General features: G+C 63.2%; 25 protein-coding genes. 14 read left to right on the plus strand and 11 right to left on the minus strand.

The genetic code is table 11. The annotated features are described in order from the left end of the window. From ASE60_RS21835 to ASE60_RS21845, 3 genes are all read left to right on the plus strand, one after another. Positions 1-643, plus strand: a 643-nt coding sequence (locus tag ASE60_RS21835; protein WP_156414705.1) for an aldehyde dehydrogenase family protein, incomplete at its 5' end; no start/stop codon positions are given. 53 nt (positions 644-696) lie between these two features. Then, positions 697-2,442, plus strand: a complete 1,746-nt coding sequence (araD, locus tag ASE60_RS21840) for an L-arabinonate dehydratase (protein WP_057252945.1) — start codon at positions 697-699, stop codon at positions 2,440-2,442. A 232-nt stretch (positions 2,443-2,674) separates the two neighbouring features. After that, positions 2,675-3,265, plus strand: coding sequence for a hypothetical protein (locus tag ASE60_RS21845; protein ID WP_057252947.1), 591 nt, complete (start codon positions 2,675-2,677; stop codon positions 3,263-3,265). Positions 3,266-3,368: 103 nt separating this feature from the next. Here the strand turns inward: ASE60_RS21845 and ASE60_RS21850 are convergent, their stop codons facing one another. The 4 genes from ASE60_RS21850 to ASE60_RS21865 all read right to left on the minus strand — a co-directional run bounded on the left by ASE60_RS21850 (position 3,369) and on the right by ASE60_RS21865 (position 7,876). Continuing rightward, the gene (locus ASE60_RS21850; RefSeq protein WP_057252949.1) at positions 3,369-4,202 is read right to left on the minus strand and encodes a transglutaminase family protein; all 834 of its coding nucleotides are present in this window, start codon (positions 4,200-4,202) and stop codon (positions 3,369-3,371) included. A gap of 15 nt (positions 4,203-4,217) precedes the next feature. Then, positions 4,218-5,156, minus strand: a complete 939-nt coding sequence (locus ASE60_RS21855) for an alpha-E domain-containing protein (protein WP_057252951.1) — start codon at positions 5,154-5,156, stop codon at positions 4,218-4,220. A gap of 4 nt (positions 5,157-5,160) precedes the next feature. Then, entirely contained in the window at positions 5,161-6,555 is a 1,395-nt protein-coding gene (locus tag ASE60_RS21860) for a circularly permuted type 2 ATP-grasp protein (protein ID WP_058326564.1), read from the minus strand. 235 nt (positions 6,556-6,790) lie between these two features. Further along, positions 6,791-7,876 (minus strand): YeiH family protein, encoded by a 1,086-nt coding sequence (locus ASE60_RS21865; RefSeq protein ID WP_192494802.1) that lies wholly within the window; start codon positions 7,874-7,876, stop codon positions 6,791-6,793. Positions 7,877-7,957: 81 nt separating this feature from the next. Between ASE60_RS21865 and ASE60_RS21870 the strand changes: the two genes are divergently transcribed. The 3 genes from ASE60_RS21870 (at position 7,958) to ASE60_RS21880 (ending at position 10,425) form a co-directional block, all read left to right on the plus strand. Next, the gene (locus ASE60_RS21870) at positions 7,958-8,827 is read left to right on the plus strand and encodes a LysR family transcriptional regulator (RefSeq protein ID WP_057252955.1); all 870 of its coding nucleotides are present in this window, start codon (positions 7,958-7,960) and stop codon (positions 8,825-8,827) included. 80 nt (positions 8,828-8,907) lie between these two features. Then, complete coding sequence (locus tag ASE60_RS21875; protein WP_057252957.1) at positions 8,908-9,363, plus strand: GyrI-like domain-containing protein; 456 nt, start codon at positions 8,908-8,910, stop codon at positions 9,361-9,363. Between the two features lie 183 nt (positions 9,364-9,546). Then, on the plus strand, positions 9,547-10,425 hold the full coding sequence (locus ASE60_RS21880) for a DMT family transporter (RefSeq protein WP_057252959.1): 879 nt from the start codon (positions 9,547-9,549) through the stop codon (positions 10,423-10,425). 50 nt (positions 10,426-10,475) lie between these two features. On the opposite strand, the gene ASE60_RS21885 is transcribed toward ASE60_RS21880, so the two are convergent. The 3 genes from ASE60_RS21885 to ASE60_RS21895 form a co-directional block, all read right to left on the minus strand. Then, positions 10,476-12,026 carry a DEAD/DEAH box helicase gene (locus ASE60_RS21885; protein WP_057254307.1) on the minus strand — a complete coding sequence of 517 codons (1,551 nt, stop codon included), beginning with the start codon at positions 12,024-12,026 and terminating at the stop codon, positions 10,476-10,478. A gap of 295 nt (positions 12,027-12,321) precedes the next feature. Next, positions 12,322-13,422 carry a DNA alkylation repair protein gene (locus tag ASE60_RS21890; protein ID WP_057252961.1) on the minus strand — a complete coding sequence of 367 codons (1,101 nt, stop codon included), beginning with the start codon at positions 13,420-13,422 and terminating at the stop codon, positions 12,322-12,324. 34 nt (positions 13,423-13,456) lie between these two features. Further along, a complete protein-coding gene (locus tag ASE60_RS21895) occupies positions 13,457-13,756 on the minus strand; it encodes a hypothetical protein (RefSeq protein WP_057252963.1) in 300 nt (99 codons plus the stop codon). Between the two features lie 147 nt (positions 13,757-13,903). Here ASE60_RS21895 and ASE60_RS21900 point away from each other — a divergent pair, with 147 nt between their 5' ends. Together ASE60_RS21900 and ASE60_RS21905 are read left to right on the plus strand one after the other, a co-directional pair. Continuing rightward, positions 13,904-14,578: a YafY family protein gene (locus ASE60_RS21900; protein WP_057252964.1), complete on the plus strand. Its 675-nt coding sequence runs from the start codon at positions 13,904-13,906 to the stop codon at positions 14,576-14,578. A gap of 126 nt (positions 14,579-14,704) precedes the next feature. Beyond that, positions 14,705-15,154, plus strand: coding sequence for a host attachment protein (locus ASE60_RS21905; protein WP_057252966.1), 450 nt, complete (start codon positions 14,705-14,707; stop codon positions 15,152-15,154). A gap of 66 nt (positions 15,155-15,220) precedes the next feature. Here ASE60_RS21905 and ASE60_RS21910 read toward each other — a convergent pair whose 3' ends face one another. Beyond that, on the minus strand, positions 15,221-16,807 hold the full coding sequence (locus ASE60_RS21910; RefSeq protein ID WP_057252968.1) for a trimethylamine methyltransferase family protein: 1,587 nt from the start codon (positions 16,805-16,807) through the stop codon (positions 15,221-15,223). A 254-nt stretch (positions 16,808-17,061) separates the two neighbouring features. Further along, complete coding sequence (gene mnmD, locus ASE60_RS21915) at positions 17,062-17,793, minus strand: tRNA (5-methylaminomethyl-2-thiouridine)(34)-methyltransferase MnmD (RefSeq protein ID WP_057254308.1); 732 nt, start codon at positions 17,791-17,793, stop codon at positions 17,062-17,064. Between the two features lie 39 nt (positions 17,794-17,832). Between mnmD and ASE60_RS21920 the strand changes: the two genes are divergently transcribed. Next, positions 17,833-18,975 (plus strand): FAD-binding oxidoreductase, encoded by a 1,143-nt coding sequence (locus ASE60_RS21920; protein ID WP_057252970.1) that lies wholly within the window; start codon positions 17,833-17,835, stop codon positions 18,973-18,975. A gap of 67 nt (positions 18,976-19,042) precedes the next feature. On the opposite strand, the gene ASE60_RS21925 is transcribed toward ASE60_RS21920, so the two are convergent. Beyond that, positions 19,043-19,432, minus strand: coding sequence for a PRC-barrel domain-containing protein (locus ASE60_RS21925; RefSeq protein WP_057252973.1), 390 nt, complete (start codon positions 19,430-19,432; stop codon positions 19,043-19,045). Between the two features lie 271 nt (positions 19,433-19,703). On the opposite strand from ASE60_RS21925, the gene ASE60_RS21930 reads away from it, so the two are divergent. From ASE60_RS21930 to uraH, 5 genes are all read left to right on the plus strand, one after another. After that, positions 19,704-20,504 (plus strand): DUF1045 domain-containing protein, encoded by an 801-nt coding sequence (locus tag ASE60_RS21930; RefSeq protein ID WP_057252975.1) that lies wholly within the window; start codon positions 19,704-19,706, stop codon positions 20,502-20,504. A 127-nt stretch (positions 20,505-20,631) separates the two neighbouring features. After that, positions 20,632-21,561 (plus strand): allantoinase PuuE, encoded by a 930-nt coding sequence (gene puuE / locus ASE60_RS21935; protein ID WP_057254309.1) that lies wholly within the window; start codon positions 20,632-20,634, stop codon positions 21,559-21,561. Beyond that, complete coding sequence (gene uraD / locus ASE60_RS21940) at positions 21,561-22,064, plus strand: 2-oxo-4-hydroxy-4-carboxy-5-ureidoimidazoline decarboxylase (protein ID WP_057252976.1); 504 nt, start codon at positions 21,561-21,563, stop codon at positions 22,062-22,064. Before puuE ends, uraD begins: the two co-directional genes overlap by 1 nt. 96 nt (positions 22,065-22,160) lie before the next feature. Continuing rightward, the gene (locus ASE60_RS21945) at positions 22,161-22,658 is read left to right on the plus strand and encodes an ureidoglycolate lyase (RefSeq protein WP_057252978.1); all 498 of its coding nucleotides are present in this window, start codon (positions 22,161-22,163) and stop codon (positions 22,656-22,658) included. A 167-nt stretch (positions 22,659-22,825) separates the two neighbouring features. Continuing rightward, positions 22,826-23,188, plus strand: a complete 363-nt coding sequence (uraH, locus tag ASE60_RS21950) for a hydroxyisourate hydrolase (protein WP_057252980.1) — start codon at positions 22,826-22,828, stop codon at positions 23,186-23,188. A 194-nt stretch (positions 23,189-23,382) separates the two neighbouring features. On the opposite strand, the gene ASE60_RS21955 is transcribed toward uraH, so the two are convergent. Then, a complete protein-coding gene (locus tag ASE60_RS21955) occupies positions 23,383-24,519 on the minus strand; it encodes an alpha-hydroxy acid oxidase (protein WP_057252982.1) in 1,137 nt (378 codons plus the stop codon). Between the last annotated feature and the right edge of the window lie 95 nt (positions 24,520-24,614).

Here is a 24,614-nt window from a genome sequence, read left to right on the forward strand (position 1 = left end):
GGTCGAGGCCGCGGTCAACTCCGCCTTCTTCTCYACCGGCCAGCGCTGCACCGCCTCCTCGCGCATCATCGTCACCGAGGGCATCCACGATCGCTTCGCGGCCGCCATGGGCGAACGGATGAAGGGGCTGACGATCGACGATGCCTTGAAATCCGGCACCCATATCGGCCCGGTGGTCGATGAGAGCCAGCTCAACCAGGACACCGACTACATCGCCATCGGCAAGCAGGAGGGCGCCAAGCTCGCCTTCGGCGGCGAGCTCCTGAAGCGCGACACGCCCGGCTTCTACCTGCAGCCAGCGCTGTTCACCGAGGCGACCAACCAGATGCGGATTTCGCGGGAAGAAATCTTCGGGCCGGTCGCGTCCGTCATCCGCGTCCGCGATTACGACGAGGCGCTCACTGTGGCCAACGACACCCCCTTCGGCCTGTCATCGGGCATCGCCACCACCAGCCTCAAGCATGCGACCCATTTCAAGCGCAATGCCGAGGCCGGCATGGTCATGGTCAACCTGCCGACGGCAGGCGTCGATTTCCACGTGCCGTTCGGCGGCCGCAAGGGCTCGTCCCACGGTTCGCGCGAGCAGGGCCGCTACGCCGCCGAATTCTACACAACCGTCAAGACGGCATACACGCTCGCCTAACGGGCGCCGTCACAGGCTCGCGTGGCTGCGCGGGCCGCCTAAGGAAGGATAAGATGAAGAAGAAAGCTGAATGGCCGCGCAAGCTGCGTTCGCAGGATTGGTTCGGCGGCACCGGCAAGAATGCCATCATGCATCGCTCCTGGATGAAGAACCAGGGCCTGCCGGCCGATACTTTCGACGGACGGCCGATCATCGGCATCTGTAACACCTGGTCGGAGCTGACGCCGTGCAACGCGCATCTGCGTGACCTCGCTGAGCGGGTGAAGCGCGGCGTCTATGAGGCCGGCGGTTTCCCGGTGGAGTTTCCGGTCTTCTCCGTCGGAGAGAGCACGCTACGTCCGACCGCGATGATGTTCCGCAACCTTGCTGCGATGGACGTCGAAGAGGCGATCCGCGGCAATCCGGTCGATGGCGTCGTTCTGCTCGGCGGCTGCGACAAGACCACGCCGAGCCTACTGATGGGTGCCGCCAGCGTCGATATCCCGGTTATTCTCGTCTCCGGCGGCCCGATGCTGAACGGCAAATGGCGCGGCAAGGATGTCGGCTCCGGTACGGCGATCTGGCAGTTCTCCGAGATGGTGAAGTCCGGCGAGATGTCGCTGGCAGAATTCATGGACGCCGAGCAGGGCATGGCCCGTTCGGCCGGAAGCTGCATGACCATGGGCACGGCTTCCACCATGGCCTCGATGGCCGAAGCGCTCGGCATGACGCTGCCCGGCAACGCGGCCATTCCTGCCGTCGACGCACGCCGTCGAGTGATCTCCCAGCTCTCCGGCCGCCGCATCGTCGACATGGTGAAGGAGGACCTGAAGCCGTCCGACATTCTGACGAAGGAAGCCTTTGAGAATGCCATCCGCGTCAACGGCGCCGTCGGCGGCTCGACCAACGCCGTGCTGCACCTCCTGGCGCTTGCCGGCCGCATCGGCGTCGATCTCAGCCTCGACGACTGGGATCGCCTCGGCCGCGACGTCCCGACGATCGTCAACCTCCAGCCGTCGGGCAAATACCTGATGGAGGAGTTCTACTACGCCGGCGGTCTCCCGGTCGTGATCAAGGCGGTCGGCGAAATGGGTCTCCTGCACAAGGATGCCTTGACCGTGACCGGCGACACGATCTGGAACGACGTCAAGGACGTCACCAACTACAATGACGACGTCATCGTGCCGCGCGAAAAGGCCTTGACGCAGTCGGGCGGCATCGCTGTTCTGCGTGGCAACCTGGCACCGAAGGGCTGCGTGTTGAAGCCATCGGCCGCTTCGCCGCATCTGATGCAGCACAAGGGCCGCGCGGTCGTCTTCGAGAGCATCGAGGACTATCACGCCCGCATCAACCGCGACGATCTCGACATCGACGAGACCTGCGTGATGGTGCTGAAATATTGTGGCCCGAAGGGTTATCCGGGCATGGCCGAGGTCGGCAATATGGGCCTGCCGCCGAAGGTGCTGAAGAAGGGCATCACCGACATGATCCGCATTTCGGACGCGCGTATGTCCGGCACGGCCTATGGCACGGTCATCCTGCACACGGCACCGGAAGCGGCCGATGGTGGCCCGCTGGCGCTGGTCGAGAACGGCGACATGATCGCCGTCGACGTGCCGGCCCGCACCATTCACCTCGACATTTCGGACGAGGAACTCGCCCGTCGTCGTGCGGCCTGGGTGTCGCCGGTCAAGCCGCTTGCCGGCGGCTATGGCGGTCTCTACGTCAAGACGGTCATGCAGGCCGATACGGGGGCGGATCTCGACTTCCTCGTCGGCCCGCGCGGCTCGGAAATCCCGATGAACCGCGACAGCCACTGACTTTTCTGTTTGCTGGCGTGCAATGCCGCACCGCTCGTCGGTGCGGCATTTCCATTCGCGCTCCGGCCAGTCGTTTCAAAAAGAAGCGCAATCTTTGCACGTCTTCGGTTTGTATTATCTACAACCTCCGAAACGTTTGGCTTCCGGTAGAGTCAGCGCAACCAGACTTGATCTTCCGACGTCTCCTCTAGCCTGGGTCATTCCGGCCCTACGCTTGAGAAGGAGGACGATCATGCGGAAGAATGTGCTTGCGTTGTCGCTGGGTCTTCTTGCGACGGTGGCGTTATCCGCGCCGGCATTTGGCCAAAGCGCGGAGCGCGATGGTCTCGGTGTCGGGCTGTCCGTCGGCGCAGCGAACGGGCTGAACACCAGTGTGGGGCTCGGAGGATCGGACGGCGTGAATGCCGACGTCGACGCGTCGCTGGGCGGTGCCAACGGCGTCAACGCCGCCGCCAATGCCACGGTCGGCGGTTCGCGCGGCGTCAACGCCGATGCGCAGGCGAGCGTCGGTGGCAGCAATGGCATCAACGCGGATGCCGATATCGGTCTCGGCGGTGACAACGGGCTCAACTCTTCCGTTGACGCCAGTGTTGGTGGCCGACGTGGCCTGACTGCCGGCCTCGACGTCAATACCGGCGGTGGCGGTGCAGGTGTTGGTTCCGGTGGCGCAGTTTCTCCAGGCGCCCCGCTCACAGCGTTCAACAAGCTGTCGAGCGCCGAACGGGTCAAGCTCATCAAGCGTTGCCGCGACGTGGTCAGTGGCGGCTATGACGGCGGACTGGTTTCGCTCTGCCGCATCCTGCAGGCGAGCGCCTCGCGCTAGAAATACAAACGACCGGGCGGGTGTCTGCGGCTTTCATGCCGGGAGATCCAGCTTTCGATAGGGCGTCGATGGCGCCCCATCGAAGAGGTTACTGGCGCAGAGGCTACTGGCTTTGTGACTGGCTCTGACTCTGGCTTTGCTGCTTTTGCTCGACGGTGACCGAAACTTTCAGCGTCTCCTTGGCCTCCCCATGGATCAGGCCGGAGATCGGCGCGGCGTCGCGGTAGCAGAGGCCGGAAGCAATGCGAACGTAGCGATCGTCGGGGCAGATCTTGTTGGCGGCGTCGAAGCCGACCCAGCCGAGCCCGTTCAGATGCACTTCGGCCCAAGCGTGGCTTGCCGTCTGATCCGGCTGGCCTTCCATCATCAGATAGCCCGAGATGTAGCGCGCCGGCAGGTCGAGCGAGCGCGCCGCTGCGATCAGGATGTGGGCGTGGTCCTGGCAGACGCCGCTGCCGCTTTCGAGCGCATCCTCGGCCGTCGTCTCCGCGTGGGTCTCGCCGGGCTTGTATTCCACCGCCTTGTAGATTGTCTCCATCAGCGCATGCATGCGGGCAAGGTCGGTGTCGCCTTCGGCGGATTTTGCGAGTTCGCGGATCAGCTTGCCGGCCTTGGTCAAAGGCGTTTCGCGGGCATAGAGCCAGAGCGGTACGTAGGACTGGTGCGGCCCGAAGACGCCGGCGCGGTCCTCCGTATGGACCTCGCCGGAGGCGGTGATGCGGATCGCGTCGCGGTCGCCGTCGACGCTGACGAGATGAACCCGGTTGCCGAAGTGGTCGTCGTAGCTCACTTCGATTGCCGCGCCATCGACAAGGGTATCCCAGCCGAGAACGGTCTGGCCGGCCTGGGTCAGTGGCGTCAACCGCAGGCGCTGCAGCGCGTATTGCACGGGTTCGTCATAGTGGTATTCGGTCGTGTGGCTGATCTTCAGGTGCATGCCATCCTCCCGAACTCAGTTGAACCGGTAACCGTCGGAGATTTCCTGTCCCAGACGGTTGTTGTGGCTGATGAAGTCTTCGAGATATTCGTGCAAGCCCACATCCATGATGTCCTTGATCGACTGGCTGCGCAGCGACGCGAGCGTGCGGTCGGCCGTGTCGTGGGCGGCGTGGCGCTCGCCATATTCTCGTTCGAGGTAACCGAGATTACTGGCGATCTTCTCGTAGCAATAGGCAAGTGAGCGCGGCATGCGGCCGTTGGAAATCAGGAAGTCGGCGATGTTGGCGGGGCGGAGCTCGGCATCATAGACCCAGCCATAGGCGCGGTGGGCCGAGACCGAGCGCAGGATCGATTCCCACTGAACATTGTCCATCGACGAGCCGACGGCGGCGACTGCCGGCAGGAGCACGTAGTATTTCACGTCGAGGATGCGGGCGGTGTTGTCGGCTCGCTCGATGAAAGTGCCGATGCGCGAGAAGTTGAAGATCTCGTTCCGGAGCATCGTGCCGTGGAAGGCACCACGGATGAGGCCGGCGCGGCGCTTGATCGTATCGATGATCTCGGGCATGTCGGTCGGACGGGCCTTCCTGGAGAGGATCGTCTTCATTTCGAGGTAGCATTCGTTCGTCGCTTCCCAAGTCTCGCGCGTCAGCGCCGTGCGGACCATGCGCGCATTGTGGCGTCCCGCCTCGATGCACGACATCACGCTCGACGGATTGGCGCGGTCGCGCAAAAGGAAATCGATCGCGTCGATGCTCGTCAGCGTCTCGTGCACTTCGTCGTAGAGTTCGCGCACGCCCGCACTTTGCAGCACGCCGTCCCAGTCGCCCTCCGTCGCTTCGCTGCGGGTCAGCGCCATGCGCAGACCGGCATCGATCAGTCGGGCGCTGTTTTCGGCGCGTTCGATGTAGCGGAACATCCAGTAGAGACCGTTTGCAGTTCTTCCCAACATGGTCTCAGTCCTCCAGTACCCAGGTGTCCTTGGTCCCGCCACCCTGGCTGGAGTTCACGACGAGCGAACCAGCCTTGAGTGCCACGCGCGTCAGGCCGCCGGGAATGATCTGCACCTTGTCGGAGACGAGGACATAGGGGCGAAGGTCGACGTGCCGGGGCGCGATACCCTTGTTGACGAGGATCGGCACGGTGGAAAGCGAAAGCGTCGGCTGGGCGATGTAGTTGGTCGGGCGGCTCTTCAGCTTTTCGGCAAAGAAGGCGCGCTCCTTCTTGCTGGCGGTCGGGCCGACCAGCATGCCGTAACCGCCGGATCCGTGCACCTCCTTGACCACCAGCTCTTCCAGATGTTCGAGCACGTATTTCAGGCTCTGTGGCTCGGAACAGCGCCAGGTCGGCACGTTTTCAAGCAGTGGCTTGCGGCCAGTATAGAACTCGACGATCTCGGGCATATAGGAATAGATCGCCTTGTCGTCGGAAATCCCGGTGCCGGGCGCATTGGCAATTGTGATGTTGCCGGCGCGGTAGACATCCATGATGCCGGGAATGCCAAGCGCCGAATCCGGACGGAAGGTGAGCGGATCGAGGAAGTCGTCGTCGACGCGGCGGTAAAGCACGTCGATCGCCTCGTAGCCGCGGGTGGTGCGCATCTTCACCTTGCCGTCGATGACGCGCAGATCCGAACCCTCGACCAGTTCGACGCCCATCATGTCGGCGAGGAAGGCATGTTCATAGTAGGCGGAGTTGTAGATACCGGGCGTGAGCACGGCGACGCGCGGCTTGCCGCTGCAGCCGGGGGGTGCCAGCGACGCCAGGCTCTGGCGCAAGAGATTCGGGTAGTTCTCCACCGGGCGCACGCGGTTCTGATGGAAGAGTTCGGGGAACATCTGCATCATCGTCTCCCGGTTTTCCAGCATGTAGCTGACACCGGATGGCGTGCGCGCATTGTCCTCGAGCACGTAGAACTGATCTTCACCTGTTCTCACGATGTCGGTGCCGACGATATGGGTGTAGACGCCGCCCGGCGGCCTGAAGCCGATCATCTGCGGCAGGAAGGCGACGTTCTTCTCGATCAGCTCTCGCGGCACGCGTCCGGCGCGGATGATTTCCTGCTTGTGGTAGATGTCGTCGAGAAAGGCGTTGAGCGCGATGACCCGCTGTTCGATGCCTTGGGCGAGCTTGCGCCATTCGCGGCCGGAAATGATGCGGGGGATGAGGTCGAAGGGGATGAGCTTTTCGGATGAGTCTGCGTGTCCGTAGACCGCGAAGGTGATGCCGGTTTTCCGGAATATGTTCTCGGCTTCCCTGGATTTGGCTATGAGCCGATTTTTGTCCTGGCTGGCATACCATTCATGATAGGTCGAATATGGCTGGCGCGGACTGCTGTCCGCATTCATCATTTCGTCAAATGCCAAAGGCGTGGTCCCCTTATTTTTGACCATTTGAGTACAACGCTGGTTGCAATGCAAGAAGCGTGCTCAGTCGCCGGAAAAGAAAATTGGCATCGATCCTCTCGCCCATTCACGGGGAAAACTGCCCAACAACCCGGCAGCGGGATCCGGCCGCCGAAAGGTGTGGCGGCCGAGCGGCTGCAAAATATGCATATGCTCTAAATTTGGGCGCCGGTTTTCGGTGCTAGCCGAGGCCAAGGCAAGCGATCGCGAGCGCTGACAGGATGCAGAGCACGAGAAGCGAGAGCAGGGCAGCGGCACTGGCGCGCGGGCCGGCATTGGCGAGCGTGCGGACGTCGACCTCGAGACCGAGAGCGGCCATGGCGATGACGGTCAGCCAGGTGGAGACCTTCACGGCGCCTGTCGCGACCGGGTCGGGGACTACGCCGCTATTGCGGGCAATGGCGACGACCAGGAAACCGAGGATGAACCAGGGGACGAAGTGCGCGACCGTGGCGAGACGCGATCCCACTGTGCGGCGTTCGCCCGGCGCGGCTTCAGGTTCAGTATCGCGGCCGCCGATCAGCGAGAAACAGAAGACGACGGGGCCGAGCATCAGCACGCGCACGAGCTTGACGAGCGTGCCGACCTGAACCGAGAGCGAACTGAAAGGGCTGGCAGCGGCGAGAACCTGCGGCACGGCATAGACGGTCATGCCGGCAAAGACACCGTAGCCCTGTGGCGTCATGCCGAGCCAGCCGCCGACGAAGGGCAGAGACAGGACGACGGCGATGCCGAGAATGGCGGTAAAGGAGATGGCGGCGGCAACCTCTTCGCCGCGGGCGCCGATTGCCGGAGCGACGGCGGCAATCGCCGAATTGCCGCAGATGGCGTTGCCGCAGGCGATCAAGGTCGCGAGCCGCTTCGGCAGGCCGAGTAGACGGGCGATCAGGTAACCGGTGGCGATCGACATGACAACCATGGCGACGACGGTGACAAGCAGGGTCGGCCCGCTTTCGGCGATCGCGTCGAAGCTCAGCATGGCGCCGATCAGGACGATTGCGGTCTCCAGTAGAACCTTGGCGGAGAAATGGATGCCGGAGAGGAAGCGGGCGCTGGGCGTCCAGATCGTGCGGACGGTGGCGCCAAGCAGAATGGCAAGAACGAGGGCCTCCAGCCATGCGCGACCTGTCCAGCGCCACTCGATCAATTCAAGGCCGATGGCCGCGAGCGCGACGAGGCAGCAGAGGAAAAGGCCCGGAAGAATGCAGGTCAGGCGGGAGGAGGCGGAGCAAAATGCGGAGCGAAATGTGGGATGCGATCTGGACATGGCGGGCAACCTACGCCGATCCATGAATCAGTCTAACGGATTATTCTTGTCATTCTGATCGATTTTTGCGATTGATTTGCCATGACACTCGATCAGCTTAGAATCTTCGTCGCGGTCGCCGAGCGGCTGCACATGACGAAAGCCGCCGAGGCGATGAACGTCACCCAGTCGGCCGCGAGTGCCGCGATCGCCGCGCTTGAAACCCAGCACGACGTGCGGTTGTTCGATCGTGTCGGCCGCGGTCTTACGCTGACCGATGCCGGCAAGGTCTTCCTGCCGGAGGCAAAAGCGGTTCTCGCCCGGGCGGCCGCGGCCACCGCCTGCCTCAACGATCTATCCCAGCTTCGCCGCGGCGAACTGTCGATCGCCGCCAGCCAGACGGTTGCGAGCTACTGGCTGCCGGCGCGTTTGGCGCGCTTCACCCACGAATATCCGCAGGTCGACGTGAAACTCACCGTGCGCAACACCGCCGTCGTTGCCGAGGCGGTAGAGGAGGGGACAGTGCAGCTCGGCTTCGTCGAAGGGCGGGTCGATGGTGCCAAGCTCGACCACCGCCGCGTCGCGGTCGATCGCATTGCGGTCTATGCTTCGCCCGCGCATCCGCTTGTTGGCGCCCCGGTCAATCTGGAGATGCTGCTTGCAGCGCGCTGGGTGCTGCGTGAAGAGGGCTCCGGCACGCGGGCAATGTTCCTGCAATCGATGGGGGATCATGGAGCGGAGCTTGACGGGTTGAAGATCGAGCTCGAGTTGCCCTCGAACGAAGCGGTGCTGACGGCGGTCGAAAGCGGTCCCTTCGTCACGGCCGTTTCCCGGCTTGCCGCCCAGCCCTTCGTTGATAGCGGCCGGCTGGTCGAGTTGCCGTTTGAACTGGCGGAGCGCAATTTCGAACTCTTGACCCATCGCGAGAGGCAGTTCAGCCACGCGGCCCGCGCCTTCGTGGAACTGCTTTGAGGCAAATTCCGTTCTACTCCTGCGATTGGCCTTCGTGTGACAGGCCAAAAATTGCAGGACCTTCGTTTGATGAGGTGGTCATGGCGTTCGAAATCGTTGAAAGACCGGCCCAGCGCATAGCCGGCTCGTTTTGGGAAGGTACCTTTGGCGAGGCGGCCGAAGGGGCCGTGCGCCGACTGATCGCCGAGATGCAGGGGCACCACCAACACCTTCATCCCGGGGACCATGCAGCTCTCGTCGGTATTTCCTGGAACGATCGCCCTGACGGCTTCCGCTATCTTGTCGGTTATGTCGCCGACAAGGCCGAGACCTCGGTTCACCCTGGACACGTCGACCTGCCGGCCATGCGTTTCGTCACCGCCTTGCATCATCCGGAAAGCGGCGACGCCTTTGCTCATTACCAGAAAATGTTCGATTGGATGGCGGCCGAAGGACATGCGGCCGATACCGCCTTGCTGCACTATCGCGAGGAGTACGAGCCCGGCTTCGTTTCGCTGTCGCTTTCCTCGCTCCGGCTGATGGTTCCGATTGGCTGATGCTTGCCATCAGAAAAATTGCTTTGACCATCAGTGTGGTCGCGTCTACTTGCCTCAATGCCTAAATCGCAATGATTAGGCTCGAAATCATCCGGTAGATCAGAGTATTCAGCGACTTGAGGCCGCCTTCCGTTGTGCGGGCTGTACGCCGCCGCTCTGCCGCCGTTATCCGATAGGCCCATCATGCTCGCCCGCCTGGCTCCCGCCATCTTCGTTCTGCTCTGGTCGACCGGCTGGGTCGTCGCGAAATATGCGGCTGCCTACGCGGATCCGCTGACCTTTCTGGTTTTGCGTTACACGCTGGCGATCGCGCTCTTCATCCTGTTTTGCATCGTCACCGGCGCCCGGTGGCCAAAGTCCTGGTCGGTGGCCGGCCATGCCGTGGTGTCAGGCATGTTTTTGCACGGGCTCTATCTCGGCGCCGTCTGGTGGGCGATCGGTGAGGGTGTTCCCGCCGGTATCTCCGGCATCATTGCCGGCCTGCAGCCGTTGATGACTGCCGTCGCGGCGGCCTTCGTGATCGACGAAAAGCTGACGACCCAACAGAAGCTCGGACTGGTGCTCGGTTTCTTCGGCATTGCGCTAGCCGTGCTGCCGAAGGTGCTGGCGATAGATGCCGGCGCGACGCCGATCCACCTCCTGCCTGTCATCGTCAACGTGCTCGGCATGGCCGCCGTCACCTATGGCACGCTCTATCAGAAGCGCCATCTCCAGAGCGGCGACATCCGCAGCATCGCAGCACTGCAATATCTCGGCGCGCTGATCGTGACGATCCCGCTGGCGCTGCTGCTGGAAGATCTGCACGTCACCTGGAACCTCCAGGTCGTGCTCGCACTCGCCTGGTCGGTCCTAGGGCTTTCGATGGGGGCGATTGCGCTGCTGCTCTATCTCATCCGCCGCGGCCAGGTGTCCCGCGCGGCGTCTCTGATCTATCTGGTTCCGCCGCTTGCCGCAGTGCAGGCGTGGCTCTTCTTCGGCGAAGCGCTGACGCTGCCGATGGTCATCGGAACGGTGATCGCCGTCGCGGGCGTTTATCTTACCAACCGCAAGCAGCGGGCATAAAAAACGGCGGGTCGCTTAGGCCCGCCGTTCATTTCAGCGATTTTTAGAAATCAGCCCTGGTGGCCGCGGTTGCCGCCGTTGCCACGACGCTGGCCCTGGCCGCCTTCGCGACGCTCGCCACCACCACGGTTTTCGTTGCGGCCGCCATGGTTGCGGTCGCGACGGTCGCCCTGCTTCTGGCCGGGACGTCCGTGGTGCTTCTTGCCTTCGTGATTGCGGTTGCCTTCGCCACGGCCGTCGTTTTGCGGATGGCCATGGTCGCGGCGCTCCTGACGCTGCGGGCGGCGATCGTCGCGCAACAGGTCGTCGCCGGTAAAGCCGCTGGTCGCTGCCACCGGCTCGCCGGCGGGGCGTTCGCGGCGCGCGGGACGGCCGCCGTTCTGGTGCTGGCCGCCGCCATTGCCCTTGCGGTGGCCGGCGCCGTTATTGCCTCGGCCGCTGCGGCTCTTGGAGGGGCGGGCCTGGTCGGCTGGCGCTTCGCCGCTGGCAACAGCAATGTTGATGCCCATCAGCTTCTCGATGTCGCGCAGCAGGCGGATTTCGTCCGGAGCGCAGAAGGCAATCGCGATGCCGTCGCGGCCGGCGCGCGCGGTGCGGCCGATGCGGTGAACATAGGCATCAGGCACTTCCGGCAGGTCATAGTTGTAGACGTGGGTGACGCCGGGGATGTCGATGCCGCGGGCGGCGACGTCGGTGGCGACAAGCACGCGGATCTCGCCATCACGGAAGGCCTTCAGTGCCCGCTCGCGCTGGCCCTGGCTCTTGTTGCCGTGGATCGAGGCGGCCTTGAAGCCCACGTGGTCGAGGTGCTTCATCAGCTTCTCGGCACCATGCTTGGTGCGGCTGAAGATCAGCGACAGGCCGTCCGGATTGTCGGTCAGCGTCTTCTTGAGGATGGTCGTCTTCAGGTCCTTGCCGGGAACGAAGTGAACATACTGTTCGACCTTGTCGGCGGCCTTGCCCGGAGGTGTGACTTCAACCTTGATCGGGTTGGTCAGGTACTCGCCGGCAAGCTCGGCAATCTGCTTCGGCATGGTGGCCGAGAACAGCAGCGTCTGGCGGTTCTTCGGCACGAGCTTGGAGATCTTGCGCAGGTCGTGGATGAAGCCGAGGTCGAGCATCTGGTCGGCTTCGTCAAGGACGAGGTAGCGCCCTTGCGTCAGCGTCACGGCCTTGCGGTTGACGAGATCGAGCAGGCGGCCCGGTGTTGCGACCAGGATGTCGACGCCGCGGGCGAGCTGCTCGGTCTGCTTGTTGATCGAGACACCGCCGACGACAACGCCGATTTTCAGCGGAGACTTCTTGACGAAGAGCTTGAGGTTGGCAGCGATCTGGTTGACCAGTTCGCGGGTCGGGGCAAGTACGAGGGCGCGGATGTTGCGCGGATCGGGGCGCTTGCCTTCGGCAACGAGCTTTTCGATCATCGGCAGGCCGAAGGCGGCCGTCTTGCCGGTGCCGGTCTGGGCGAGACCGATGAGATCGTTGCCCTTCAGCACCTGAGGAATGGCCTGCGCCTGGATCGGCGTCGGTTTTTCGAAGCCGTTGGCGGACAGGGTCTCCAGAATGTGCTCGGAGAGGCCGAGATCTTTAAAGGTGGACAAATGCATATACCTTTTGGGGGCGCCAAACGCATTCGCCGGAACCGCATCCTTGCTGTTCCGGTGTCGTTTGGCGTCAAGAACCCCGCGTGAATTGGGAACTTGTGGGTTAAGAAAAAAGTCGTCAAGCGCCTGTGCTGTCGCCGCTTACGGCGTATGGGTGCGCTTTTCCTTCTTCACGGCTTTCTGTGTTGCCGAGGGCGCGCTCACGCGGCGGCCTGAAGGTGACGCTGGGCACCATGTCGTCGTTTTGGGCGAAAAAGTCAAGGTGCATCTTTTCGCAGGTGCGAAATGAGATCTACTCCAGCGCGAGATCAAAGCCGGCTTCAGCCGCTTCCTGGCCGTTGACGAGGATGACGATGCGGTGCGCGCCCGGATAGTAACGCCGGGTGGTGATCGGTCGGATCGCATGGCGTTTTTCGATCTCGATCGAGCGGCCGGGCGCAAGCGTCGCCGAGGTCCATTTGAACACTTTCGGCGATGACGCGCCGTTCGCCTTGCGGTGATGCACGGCGTAATCGATCATCACCTTCTGGCTCGTCTCGGCGTCATGACTGACGGCCAGGCGCAGGCCGAGGCTTTCGCCGAGCACGATCTCGGAGCGGTCGAGCGAGAACCTGGCATTGATGCCGGCCGGGGGAGCGAAGCCGAAATTGCCAAGCGCGTCCGGGTGGCCCTGCTTCAGGAGCGTGCGCGAGGCATGGCGCAGCAACTGGCGGCGCTCCGGTGATGCGTCGACGATATGCCCCGCGACGAAAGCCACCACCAGATCCGGATGGTCCTTGGCGATGTCGTTGAGGCTGTTGGCGACCGATCGGCGCACATAGTCCTCGGGGTCGTCGAGAAGGGCCGTCAGGATCGGCAGGATTGGCTTCGGATCGCGGATGAGTTTCGGCAGCCGCATTGCCCAGGGCAGGCGCGGGCGCGTGCCTTCGCTCGCCAGCCGGCGGACGTGATGGTTGGTGTCTTGGGTCCAGGAGTGGATCGTGGCAAGAGCGCGGTCCTGATCGCGGTCGATGAAGACGCGAATGCCGAACTCGGCGGTGAAATGCGGCGTCAGTGCACGCAGCAGCGACAGCGACAGGTCGAACTCCCCAAGGCCGCGCAAGGCGACGTACTGGCTGAGGGGGAGCAATGCCCAGCCGCTGAGACCGGGCGCATCGTCTCGGGGCAGGCAGGCCGCAAGAATGGCGGCCGCTTCGGCGAACGGCTGCGGCAGTGTTTCGACCAGCGCATCACGGATCTTGAGCGAACGCTGCATCAGTTCCAGCGTTTCGAGGCCATCGCCCGCGAGCCGCAGGAATTTCTCCCGATCGAAGACGCTGGCGCCACGGGCGATCCGGTCGGCGATATCGGTGACGACGCCGGGGTGCAGCAGGTTCTTCAGTGGCTCGGCCATCGCTCGGCAGTCCTTCGCTCGTTTTTCTGGCCGCTCAGATCTTCTGGCCGTCGGTAAAATGCTGCACCAGCATTACCGCGCTGATCGTCGCCGCGTAAGGCGCAAACTCCGGATCGACCCGAACGCGCTCACCGGCCGATTGGGCGGCCTCCAGCGTCTCCCATTCGACCAGGTCCGCAAACATGCCCGAGGTCTCGCAGGAATCGACGGCGCGCCAGGAGACGAACCCGGGGTAGCGGGAAACGGCCTGCATCGCCCGGCGGCGCGTGGCTGTCGCCGCGGGTTTGTCGAGAACGATGCAAACGGCAAGCTCAAGGATGTGGTCGCTGGTCATGTTCATGCTCCATGTCTGTTGGAGCTTGATTTAGCATAGGGCAACTGACAGCCTTATGGCCATAGTCGACCGTCACATGCTTGTGCGTGCCGGACGGTCGCTATAGCCCTTTCAAACGTGGGGCAGCATGGCGAAGGGAGACCACGGATGAGACCCGCCGACCGGCTGTTTCGCATTATCCAGCTCCTGCGCGCGACCGGCCGGGCGATGACGGCGCGGGAGATCGCCGAGAAGATGGAGGTCGCGCAGCGGACGATCTATCGCGACATGGAGCATCTGATCGCTTCCGGTGCGCCGATCGATGGCGAGCGTGGCGTCGGCTATCTGTTGCGCGGGGCCTTCGACGCGCCGCCGCTCGCCTTCACCTTCGAGCAGCTCGAAGCGCTCGCCTTCGGAGCCCGAGCCGTGCAGATGCTGGGCGACGGGCGACTTGCTCGATCGGCGCGCGAGGCGATGGAGAAGATCGCTCACGGCTTGCCTCCCGAACACCGGCAGCGGCTGATGGCGGCACCACTTCGCGCCTTCCGCTCGGCGCTCCAGCCGGAACCGCCGGCACTGCTCGGCGATCTGCGCCAGGCGATCGCGGAGCGGCGCAAGCTTCGCCTCAGCTATGACAGCCTCAAGAACGAGCACTCAGAGCGGATCATCTGGCCGCTCGGTCTCAGCGTCTTCGGCCACTTCTGGCTGCTGACGGGCTGGTGCGAGCTGAGGTCGGATTTCCGCGATTTTCGCGTCGACAGGATCAGCTCCGTTCACGTCGAGCGCGAGCGTTACGAGGTGACACCGGAGCGCAGCTTCGAGGCCTATGTCGCGAGGATGTGACCGCCGTTACAGGCCGAAACAATTGCTGCTGAGCGGCGTTTTGATGGAACCGAACCGAGCCTCGCGCGTTTTCTTCCAGGGCCTCTTCGGCCCGCCACGATCAACACCTTTCACTGGGAGACAATCGTGCAGAACCGGACATGGATACTGGTCGCGGACGGCAACACCGCGCGCATCGTCAAGGGCGTGAACCTGTTGAAGGAGGAACGCCAGCGGCCGGACGAGGAAACCTTTCACACCGAACCGAAACGCGTTCAGGACATCATGGCGGATAAGCCGGGCAGAGCGCACTCGTCCGACGGGCACGGCCGCTCCGCCATGGAATACAAAAGCGATCCCGTTCGCGAGGAGCAGCAGCGCTTCGTCGCCGACGTTGCTGAAAGGCTGGAAAGTTACGCGGCCGACCACGCTTTCGACAGCCTGGTGATCTGCGCCGCCCCAAGGACGCTCGGCGATTTCAGAAAACAGCTCTCCGCGCATGTGAGGGAGCGGACGGTCGCTGAGATTGACCGCAATTGTGTCGCTGCAACGACGGAGCAATTGATCGCCACGGCGCGGGCTGCCGTCTTTCCCTGAGCCCGGCTTGTAGGGCTCGCCTCCATACTAGCGGCTGCTCGTGCAATCAGCCAACGCGGCGCTCCGTCAGAAGTCCGTCGGGACGCCGCCCTCTGCCTTACGTCTGGCGACAAAGGCATCAAGTTCCTCTTCGATCGCCGGATCGAGCGGCGGGCGCTCATATTCGTTGAGCTTCTGCTTGAAGATCCGGTTGGCATGATCGTAGGTGGTCGGCCGTCCGGCTTCTGTCCAGGTCTCGAAGTTGCGCCAGTCGGACAGGATAGGCGAATAGAAGGCGGTCTCGTAGCGCTGCAGCGTGTGCAGCGTGCCGAAGTAATGGCCGCCGGGGCCGACGTCGCGCACGGCGTCGAGGCCTAGCGCATCCTCGCTGACATCGAGCGGCGTCAAATATTCCGCCACCATCTGCAGCATGTCGACGTCGAGAATGAACTTCTCGAAGGAGGCCGTGAGCCCGCCCTCGGTCCAGCCGGCTGCATGCATGACGAAGTTGCCGCCGCCCTGGGTCAGCGCCCAGAGCGACATGGCGGACTCGTAGGCGGCTTGAGCGTCGAGCGTGTTGGCGGCATTGGTGTTCGAGGTGCGGTAGGGGATGTTGTAGCGGCGGGCGAGCTGGCCGCCGGCGACCACCGCCTTCATGTATTCCGGCGTGCCGAAGGCGGGTGCGCCGGTCTTCATGTCGACGTTCGAGGTGAAACCGCCATACATGACGGGTGCGCCGCGCCTGACCATCTGGGTGAAGGCGATGCCGCACAGTGCCTCGGCGTTCTGCTGAACCAGTGCGCCGGCGATCGTCACCGGTGCCATCGCGCCGGCCAATGTGAAGGGCGTGACCACCACCACCTGACTGCGCGAGGACATCTCGATGATGCCCTGCAGCATCGGTCCGTCGAGGCGGAGCGGAGAGGAGGTGTTAATGATGGTGAACAGCGAAGGCTCGCGCTCCATCTGCTCCATGGAGATGCCGCGGCCGATGCGGGCGATCTCGATGCCGTCGGTGTTGCGCTGCTTCCCAAGCGAATAGGCGTGGAAGACCTTGTCGGTAAGCTTCACCATGTCGGAGAGGCAGTCGAGGTGGCGGACTGAGGCATGCAGATCGACCGGCTCGACCGGATAGCCGCCGGTCGTGTGCACGATGTCGTAGGACTGGGCGAGCTTTACCAGCTTGCGGAAGTCTTCATGGTTGCCGGTGCGGCGGCCGCCATCACGATCGGCGACGAAGGGCGCGCTGGCGATCTGGGCGAAGACGAGATTGTTGCCGCCGATCGCGACGTTGCGCGCCGGGTTGCGGGCGTGCATCGTGAAGGCCGGAGGCACGGAGGCGATCATGTCCATGATCAGCCCGCGGTCGAAGCGCACCCGGTCGGTGCCGGGCGTCACATCGGCGCCTGCGGCCTTCATCCGGTCGCGTGCTTCCGGCAGGATGATGTCCATGCCGATCTCTTCGAGGATGGTCAGCGACGCGTCATGGATCGCTTCGAGCGCATCTTCCGAAAGCACCGTGGACTTCGCCAGCGTATTGACAAGATTGAGGTATTTTCCGCCCGCGGACTTGCGGGACCGCTCGGCGCCGCGGCCGCCTGGCCTGCGTCGCCGCTCCAGCGGGGTCGAGGCCGCATCACCGGTTGCTGCATCGGGAAACTGATCGTCGTTCATGAAGGACCCACCGTGTTGCCGATGGGGTTGTGTCGCAGATCCGCAGGCGCGATGGCCCGCCATTTGCGACAGTTCAGTTCTCTTGTGGAGTAAATCGTTCCCGCTGACGCATTTTCGCAGGGCGATGGCGCAACCGTTCAAGACACGTTGAAATCGGGGGGAGCGCCTACAGCGCCGCGCGTCTTATCAGACGCGCAAAGGCCGCTGTAGCACTTTGATTTTCTGCATGTCTTTGTCCTTAAATCGAGGTCGATTTAGGGAGACATGCAGTAGGGGCGGTCGCCCCGCAGCATCTCGCGCTTGCCGGCGAAACCCTTGCGTTTTTCGACGACGAAGCCGGCGGCCTGAAGATTGCGGCGGACGAAACCGGCGGCGGCATAGGTCGCGAAGCTACCGCTGGGCGCGGTTTTTTCGAAGACGTGCCGCATCAGCTCTTCCGACCACATGTCGGGATTGCGCGAGGGGGCGAAACCGTCGAGATACCAGGCGTCGAACGGATGTTCGGTGCGGGCGACACCTTCGAGCGCCGGACCGCAGACGACCGTGAGGGTGACGCCGTCGCCAAAGTCGATGCGGACGTCACCGTCGGGGTCTGCCGGCCAGCGGGAGACCAGGGCCAGCCGTTCCGCATCGATTTCCGGCCAGTGGCTGAGCGCACGGGAAATCTCGTCGGCGGCCATGGGAAATCGCTCGAATGAGACGAAATGCAGGCGGTCGCCGGCTCCAGCGGTTGCCTTCCACTGGCGCCATGTCTCGCAGAAATTGAGCCCGGTGCCGAAGCCCAGTTCGCCGATGCGGAAGGTGCCCGTACCGACCCAGCGCTCCGGCAGGCCGTTGCCCGAAAGGAAGACGTGACCGCATTCCAGCCGCCCATCGGTGCGGCAATAAAAGTGATCGCCAAACTCCCGGGAATAGGGCATATCGCCCTCGTGCCAATCAAGGTTTTGGTGCGCTGGCGGGTCGATCGGGTCTGCTGGTCCTGTCATGGCAAAGGCGATAATCCGCCGGCCGGAGAAGGTCAATCGATGAGCGAGCTTTTGGTCGTCGGCGGCGGTATCATGGGGCTGTGGGCCGCCCTTTCCGCCGCGCGCAAGGGCATGACGGTGCGGCTCGTCGAGCAACAGGCCATCGGTGCCGGCGCGAGCGGCGGCCTACTGGGCGCGCTCATGCCGCATATGCCCGACCGCTGGAATGCCAAGAAGCAATTCCAGTTCGAAGCGCTGGTGTCCCTCGAAGAGGAGATCGCGCAGCTCGAAGCCGAGGCGGGGGTGTCGACCGGCTATCGCCGCACCGGGCGGCTGATGCCGCTCGCCAAGCCGCACTTACGCGACATTGCGCTCCGGCATGAACAGGACGCACGACAGCAATGGCGCGCGGGCGACCGGCAATTCTTCTGGCATGTCCAGGAGGAAGGCCCGCAGGGTTGGCCAGGCACGGAGGCAACGGCGCATGGCGTCGTTTTCGATACGCTGGCCGCGCGGGTGTCGCCGCGCCGCACGCTGTCGGCCCTGCGTGCCGCCCTGTTGCAGTTGCAGAATGTTCAGATCGATGAAGGCTCGGGCGTGCGCGCCATCCTTCCGGCGCACGGCAGGGCCGAGCGTGACGATGGCAGCCGGCTCAGCTTCGACCATTGCATCATCGCTGCCGGCATCGGCAGTTTCCCGCTGATCGATGCTGTGTCGGGGCCGCTGAAAGCGACGAGCGGCACGGCGGTCAAGGGCCAGGCCGCGCTCTTGAGGGCGGATGTCGATCCAGGCCTGCCGGTTATTTTCACCGATGGCGTCTACATCATCGCTCATGACGATGGCCATGTGGCGATCGGCAGCACCAGCGAGAACAGCTTTGCCGATCCACTGTCCACGGACGAACAGCTCGACGATCTCCTTCGACGCGCCACGTTGCTGGCGCCGTGTCTGGCGGATGCGGAGGTGGTCGAGCGCTGGGCCGGGCTCAGGCCAAAGTCGGCGGGGCGCGAACCCATGGTCGGGCGGCACCCTGATCATTCGAACATTTCCGTGCTGACCGGCGGCTTCAAGGTGAGCTTCGGGATTGCGCATCGGTTGGCGCGCTTCGTTGTCGACGAGATCGCCGGTCTCCCGACGCTCGATCTGCCGGAATCCTTCCTGTGCCGAAATCAAATCGCGGCGCTTCGCGAGAAGCATCTCTAGGCTTGGGCATGGGAAGGGCCCCGCCGCAGGCGGAGCCTCACATATTCGGACATTCGAAAGTTCGACCTTACATCCAGTAGGGTGGCACGCCGTAGTAGTCGTAGACGCGACGGCCGTTTTCCTCGTTCCAGTCGTATTCCTCGTTGCCGCGATATTTCGGCGCGCGCTCGACCTGATCGCGCGTAACGTCGGTGCGATAGCCGCCGAGGTTTTCGTCATAGGTCAACTTCGCCCAGGGCAGCGGATAGTGGTCTTCGCCGAGGCCGAGGAAGCCGCCGAAACCGAGCACGGCGTAGGCAACGCGACCGCTGCGTTTTTCGATGATCACGCGCTCGATCGAGCCGATGTGCTTGTTGTCGGAGCCATAGACCTTCGTGCCTTCAACCTTGTCGCTCGCGGTCAGGTCATGGGTTTCCTTGATCCGGGCATCCTGCAGGTTTGCGTTGTGATAGCTCACGCTTCTTCTCCATCCTTGATTGTTACCTTGAGTGAACGGCCGTTGGGCCGGATGGTTCCGAAAATCTGGTGCGCAAACCGGTGGGATCGCGTGGTTTTGCACGATCCGCTTCGTCAATCTGTCACGCAAATCACCTAAGACGCGGCCAATAGATCACGAAGATCCCCGGGTCGGATCGATACTCATAAGCGTGATCGATCTCATTGGAGCGGGGCGGAAAACCGCAGGCACTTTTCCTCGTCCCGCTCGACACGGATAACCGGAGCCAGACATGCGCTACGCCATTTGTTTTACGCCGCCGATGGCCGACCCGCTTTCCGCGGTCGCCGCAAGCTGGCTTGGGCGCAACGTCTATTCCGGCGAACCGACGGAACTGCCTTCGGTTGCGGGCCTGAGCTCTGCCGACATCGCCTACCATACGGCCGTACCGCGCCGCTTCGGTTTCCATGCGGTGATGATGTCGCCGTTTCGTCTGCATCCGGATATGACGGAATCACAACTCCTGAAGGCGCTCATGCATTTTGCCGGCGCGCAGACACCGTTCGAAATCGATCGCCTGGAGGTCGCCCGCATCGGCCGGTGCTTCGGTCTGATGCCGCAGGTCCCGAGCACCGCGATGCATCTGCTGGCAGCCAATATCGTTCAGGAGTTCGATGCTTTTCGTGCGCCGCTCAGCGAAGACGAGATCGAGCGCTCCGATCCGGATCGGCTGACCGCACCGCAGTTTTCCAATTTGCACCGCTGGGGCGATCCTCATGTGATGGACGAGTACCGCTTCCACATGATGTTGACTGGCCCGCTCGCGTCGGACGCGATACGCCAGGTCGAGGCGCCGCTTCGCGAGCTGTTCGAGCCGTACCTGGCGACGCCGCTTGCCATCGCCAGTCTTGCCCTCTTCGTCGAGCAGGAGACCGGCGCGCCCCTGCGTGTGCATTCGCAGCACCCGCTCGGCAAGATCTCTACGAATGCGCGCGCCGAACGCGCCAAACGCGTTGCCGCCGATCCCTCTGTTGGTTCGGGATCGATCCGGCCCTTGTCGCTCATCGTCGCGGCATTGATGGCGCATCGCTAACGAGAGCGCAGAATTCAGCCTTCGTCTCATTCCGAGCTTGCCGCCCAGCGACCCTTCGCGGGCAGATTTCGGTATCGACAATCCGGTCGGCGGTGATACCGTTCTGGAAAAATCGAAGGGTGATTTGATGTCTGAGACTAAGTATCCGCGCGACCTCGTTGGCTACGGCCGCAATCCGCCGAAGGCAAACTGGCCGGGCGATGCGCGCATTGCCGTGCAGTTCGTGCTGAACTACGAGGAGGGCGGCGAGAGCTGCATTCTCGATGGCGACGCGGCGTCCGAATGTCTGCTGTCCGAGATCGTCGGCGCGCAGCCCTGGCAGGGACAGCGTAATCTCAACATGGAATCGATCTACGAATATGGCGCACGCTCCGGTTTCTGGCGGCTGTGGCGCATGTTCACGAGCCGTAACGTTCCGCTGACGGTCTACGGCGTGACGCTCGCCATGGCGCGCAATCCGGAAGCGGTTGCGGCCATGAAGGAAGCCGGCTGGGAAATCGCCAGCCACGGCCTGCGCTGGCTGGAATACAAGGATTTTCCGGAGGAGGTCGAGCGCGAGCATATCCGCGAAGTCGTCCGTCTGCATACGGAACTGACCGGCGAGCGCCCGCTCGGCATCTACCAGGGCAAGCCTTCGGCCAATACGCTGAAGCTGGTGCTGGAGGAGGGTGGCTTCCTCTATTCCTGCGACAGCTACGCCGACGAACTGCCCTATTGGGTGCCGGGGCTGCCGGCCGACAAGCCGCATCTGATCATCCCCTATACGCTCGATGCCAACGACATGCGTTTTGCCACCAACCAGGGCTTCAACTCCGGCGACCAGTTCTTCACCTATCTCAAGGACAGCTTCGACGTGCTCTATGAGGAAGGCCGTCAGGGCGATGCCAAGATGATGAACATCGGCCTGCACTGCCGGCTGGTCGGCCGCCCTGGCCGCGCCGCAGCCCTTGCCCGGTTCATCGATTACGTGATGTCGCACGATAAGGTCTGGGTGCCCAGGCGCATCGACATCGCCAACCACTGGTACCAGCACCACAAGCCGGAAGGGACGCTCTGATGTCCGACCGCGACGCCTTCGTCGCCCGTTTCGGCGGCGTGTTCGAGCATTCGCCCTGGGTGGCCGAACGCGCTTACGATCGCGCCGCGGCGGCGGGTTTGATGGCGGGCAACGTGCATTCGGCGCTCTGCCAGGCTTTTCGTGCGGCGTTGCCGCGCGAAAAGCTGCAAGTGCTGCGCGCCCACCCGGATCTCGCCGGAAAGCTGGCGATCGCGGGCAAGCTTACGGCAGACTCGACCGCCGAGCAGGCGTCTGCTGGCCTCGATCGGTTGACGCCCGAGGAACATCAGCGCTTCACGGCGCTGAACGATGCCTACACGAAGAAATTCGGCTTCCCCTTCATCATCGCCGTGAAGGGGCTCACCAAGGGCCAGATTCTCGCCTCCTTCGAAAGCCGCATTGACAATTCGCCCGAAGAGGAATTTGAAACCGCTTGCGCGCAGGTGGAGAAAATCGCCCGCCTGCGGCTGCAGTCGATGCTTCCTGGAGACGAAAATGCCTGACAAAACCGTTCGATACGCGTCCTCGCTCTTTCGGAGGACCGTCGAACTGGAGTTGACATTGTCGAATGCCGTGGAAACCTGCGAGGTCCACGCCTGATGTCGCGCCTGCTTACCATCGAACCGCTGACGCGCGACGCCTTTGCACCCTTCGGAACCATCATCGAAGCCGATCCGGCGACGATGCGCTACATCAACGGCGGCAACACGGAACGTTTCCACGGGCTGGCGCGCGCCGATGTGGTCGGCGACGGCGCCAATGTCATCATCAATATCTTCCGCGGTCAGCCGCGCGCTTTTCCCTATGCGGTGACGATGATGGAGCGCCACCCGCTCGGCAGCCAGAGCTTTTCACCGCTCGACGATCGCCCCTGGGTCGTCGTCGTCGCCGAAGACGAGGACGGGCGTCCGGGCACGCCGCGGGTATTCCAAGCGAGCGGCAAGCAAGGAGTCAATTACGGCCGCAACGTCTGGCATCACCCGCTGATGTCGATCGGCGCCGTCAGCGATTTCTTGATCGTCGACCGGGAAGGGCCGGGCAACAACCTCGAAGAGTATTTCTACGACGAGCCCTTCGTCATTTCGAGCCCAGTCTAGCGGGATGATGAGAAGTGCGTGCGGTTCGCCGCGCGCATGTCGCCCTACAGCGCCGCGCGTCTTATCAGACGCGCAAAGGTCGCTGTAGCACTTTGATTCACTGCATGTTTTTGTCCTTTAATCGGCTACGATTAAAGGAAACATGCAGTAGCAGAAAAGAGGATACCATGAGCAGCACCGGCCGCCTGACGACCCATGTACTCGACACCGCGCTCGGCAAGCCGGCCGAGGGCCTGCGCATCGATCTCTACTGGCTGGAGGGCGAAGAGCGACAGCTGATCCGCACCGTCCACACCAACAGCGACGGCCGTGTCGACGGGCCGATGGTCGAAGGCGTCGGCTTCATGGCCGGCAATTACGAGCTGGTCTTCCACGCCGGCGACTACCTGCGCCGGTCAGGCACGACGCTGCCGGAACCGGCCTTCCTCGACCGAATCCCCTTGCGCTTCGGCATTGCCGATCCGGCGAGCCACTATCACGTGCCGCTGCTGCTTTCGCCCTATGGGTATTCGACCTATCGGGGGAGCTGAGCGCGCAGGGGTCTTGCGCTCGCTTCGCGTTTTGCCGGAAGGGCCACTCCAAGCTCCCTCATCCTCGCCCTTGTGGCGGGGATCCAGCGACCCGAAGTCTGTCGGGTCAAAAGACCTTTCAGCCCAAGGACTTGGGCTGGCTAGATTCCTGTGACAAGCACAGGAATGAGGGCGGGAGTGGCTGATGCCGTGGCCTATTCCGCCAGGATGCTGCGGTCGACGTCGTTGATGTTGCGTTTGCCGCAGAGCGCCATGGTGATGTCCATCTCCTTGCGGATGATTTCCAACGCCTTGGTCACCCCGTCCTTGCCCATGGCGCCGAGGCCATAGAGGAAGGGGCGGCCGATATAGGTGCCCTTGGCGCCCATGGCGACGGCCTTCAGCACATCCTGGCCGGAGCGGATGCCGCCGTCGAGATGCACTTCGATCTGGTGGCCAACCGCATCGACGATGCGCGGCAGCATGCTGATGGAGGAGTGGGCGCCGTCGAGCTGGCGGCCGCCATGGTTGGAGACGATAATCGCATCGGCACCGGTCGCCGCCGCCATCTTGGCGTCTTCGGGATCGAGAATGCCCTTGAGGATCAGCGGTCCGCCCCAACGCTCCTTGATCCACTCGACGTCCTTCCACGAAAGCTGCGGGTCGAACTGTTCCGCCGTCCAGGCGCCGAGCGAAGAAAGATCGGTAACGCTCTTTGCGTGGCCGACGATGTTGCGGAAGGTGCGGCGCTTGGTGCCGAGCATCTTCATGCACCAGCCGGGGCGCGTCGCCATCTGCCAGAGATGCTTCGGCGTCATCTTCGGCGGCGCGGAGAGGCCGTTGCGCAGGTCCTTGTGACGCTGGCCGAGGATCTGCAGGTCGAGCGTCAGCACCAGCGCCGAGCACTTCGCCGCCTTGGCGCGGTCGATAAGGTTCAGCACGAATTCGCGCTCGCGCATGACGTAAAGCTGGAACCAGAAGGGCTTGGTGGTGACCGAGGCGACGTCCTCGATCGAGCAGATGCTCATGGTCGAGAGCGTGAAGGGGACACCAAAGGCTTCGGCGGCCTGGGCCGCCAGCATCTCGCCATCGGCGTGTTGCATGCCGGTGAGGCCGGTTGGGGCAAGCGCCACCGGCATCGAAACCTTTTGACCGATCATCGTCGTTTCGAGCGACCGGTCGGTCATGTCGACCAGCACCCGCTGGCGCAATTTGACCTTGGCGAAATCCTCCTCATTGGCGCGATAGGTGCCTTCGGTCCAGGCGCCGCTGTCGGCGTAGTCGAAGAAGAGCTTCGGCACGCGACGTTTGGCGAGCGCCTTGAGATCGCTAATTTCGAGGATTTGCGTCATGAAAACGGCCTTCGTCCAACGGAGATTGAACGAGCCATTACCATGTTTGCCGGAGGCTTGTTAATAGCCAGAACGCAGAGAGGTCAATTTTCTTG

Origin of the sequence: Ensifer sp. Root278, from assembly GCF_001429285.1 — a bacterium.
Classification (GTDB): domain Bacteria; phylum Pseudomonadota; class Alphaproteobacteria; order Rhizobiales; family Rhizobiaceae; genus Ensifer.

Excerpts from the sequence above, each read along its gene's own strand:
- ASE60_RS21865 (WP_192494802.1), bottom strand. The coding sequence starts at position 7,876 with ATGTCCAGATCGCATCCCACATTTCGCTCCGCATTTTGCTCCGCCTCC.
- ASE60_RS21845 (WP_057252947.1), top strand. The coding sequence starts at position 2,675 with ATGCGGAAGAATGTGCTTGCGTTGTCGCTGGGTCTTCTTGCGACGGTG.
- ASE60_RS21875 (WP_057252957.1), top strand. The coding sequence starts at position 8,908 with ATGGCGTTCGAAATCGTTGAAAGACCGGCCCAGCGCATAGCCGGCTCG.
- ASE60_RS21850 (WP_057252949.1), bottom strand. The coding sequence starts at position 4,202 with ATGCACCTGAAGATCAGCCACACGACCGAATACCACTATGACGAACCC.
- ASE60_RS21920 (WP_057252970.1), top strand. The coding sequence starts at position 17,833 with ATGAGCGAGCTTTTGGTCGTCGGCGGCGGTATCATGGGGCTGTGGGCC.
- ASE60_RS21880 (WP_057252959.1), top strand. The coding sequence starts at position 9,547 with ATGCTCGCCCGCCTGGCTCCCGCCATCTTCGTTCTGCTCTGGTCGACC.
- ASE60_RS21945 (WP_057252978.1), top strand. The coding sequence starts at position 22,161 with ATGTCGCGCCTGCTTACCATCGAACCGCTGACGCGCGACGCCTTTGCA.
- ASE60_RS21855 (WP_057252951.1), bottom strand. The coding sequence starts at position 5,156 with ATGTTGGGAAGAACTGCAAACGGTCTCTACTGGATGTTCCGCTACATC.
- ASE60_RS21870 (WP_057252955.1), top strand. The coding sequence starts at position 7,958 with ATGACACTCGATCAGCTTAGAATCTTCGTCGCGGTCGCCGAGCGGCTG.
- puuE (WP_057254309.1), top strand. The coding sequence starts at position 20,632 with ATGTCTGAGACTAAGTATCCGCGCGACCTCGTTGGCTACGGCCGCAAT.
- uraH (WP_057252980.1), top strand. The coding sequence starts at position 22,826 with ATGAGCAGCACCGGCCGCCTGACGACCCATGTACTCGACACCGCGCTC.
- ASE60_RS21895 (WP_057252963.1), bottom strand. The coding sequence starts at position 13,756 with ATGACCAGCGACCACATCCTTGAGCTTGCCGTTTGCATCGTTCTCGAC.
- uraD (WP_057252976.1), top strand. The coding sequence starts at position 21,561 with ATGTCCGACCGCGACGCCTTCGTCGCCCGTTTCGGCGGCGTGTTCGAG.
- ASE60_RS21900 (WP_057252964.1), top strand. The coding sequence starts at position 13,904 with ATGAGACCCGCCGACCGGCTGTTTCGCATTATCCAGCTCCTGCGCGCG.
- ASE60_RS21860 (WP_058326564.1), bottom strand. The coding sequence starts at position 6,555 with ATGATGAATGCGGACAGCAGTCCGCGCCAGCCATATTCGACCTATCAT.
- ASE60_RS21930 (WP_057252975.1), top strand. The coding sequence starts at position 19,704 with ATGCGCTACGCCATTTGTTTTACGCCGCCGATGGCCGACCCGCTTTCC.
- ASE60_RS21910 (WP_057252968.1), bottom strand. The coding sequence starts at position 16,807 with ATGAACGACGATCAGTTTCCCGATGCAGCAACCGGTGATGCGGCCTCG.
- ASE60_RS21890 (WP_057252961.1), bottom strand. The coding sequence starts at position 13,422 with ATGGCCGAGCCACTGAAGAACCTGCTGCACCCCGGCGTCGTCACCGAT.
- ASE60_RS21955 (WP_057252982.1), bottom strand. The coding sequence starts at position 24,519 with ATGACGCAAATCCTCGAAATTAGCGATCTCAAGGCGCTCGCCAAACGT.
- mnmD (WP_057254308.1), bottom strand. The coding sequence starts at position 17,793 with ATGACAGGACCAGCAGACCCGATCGACCCGCCAGCGCACCAAAACCTT.
- araD (WP_057252945.1), top strand. The coding sequence starts at position 697 with ATGAAGAAGAAAGCTGAATGGCCGCGCAAGCTGCGTTCGCAGGATTGG.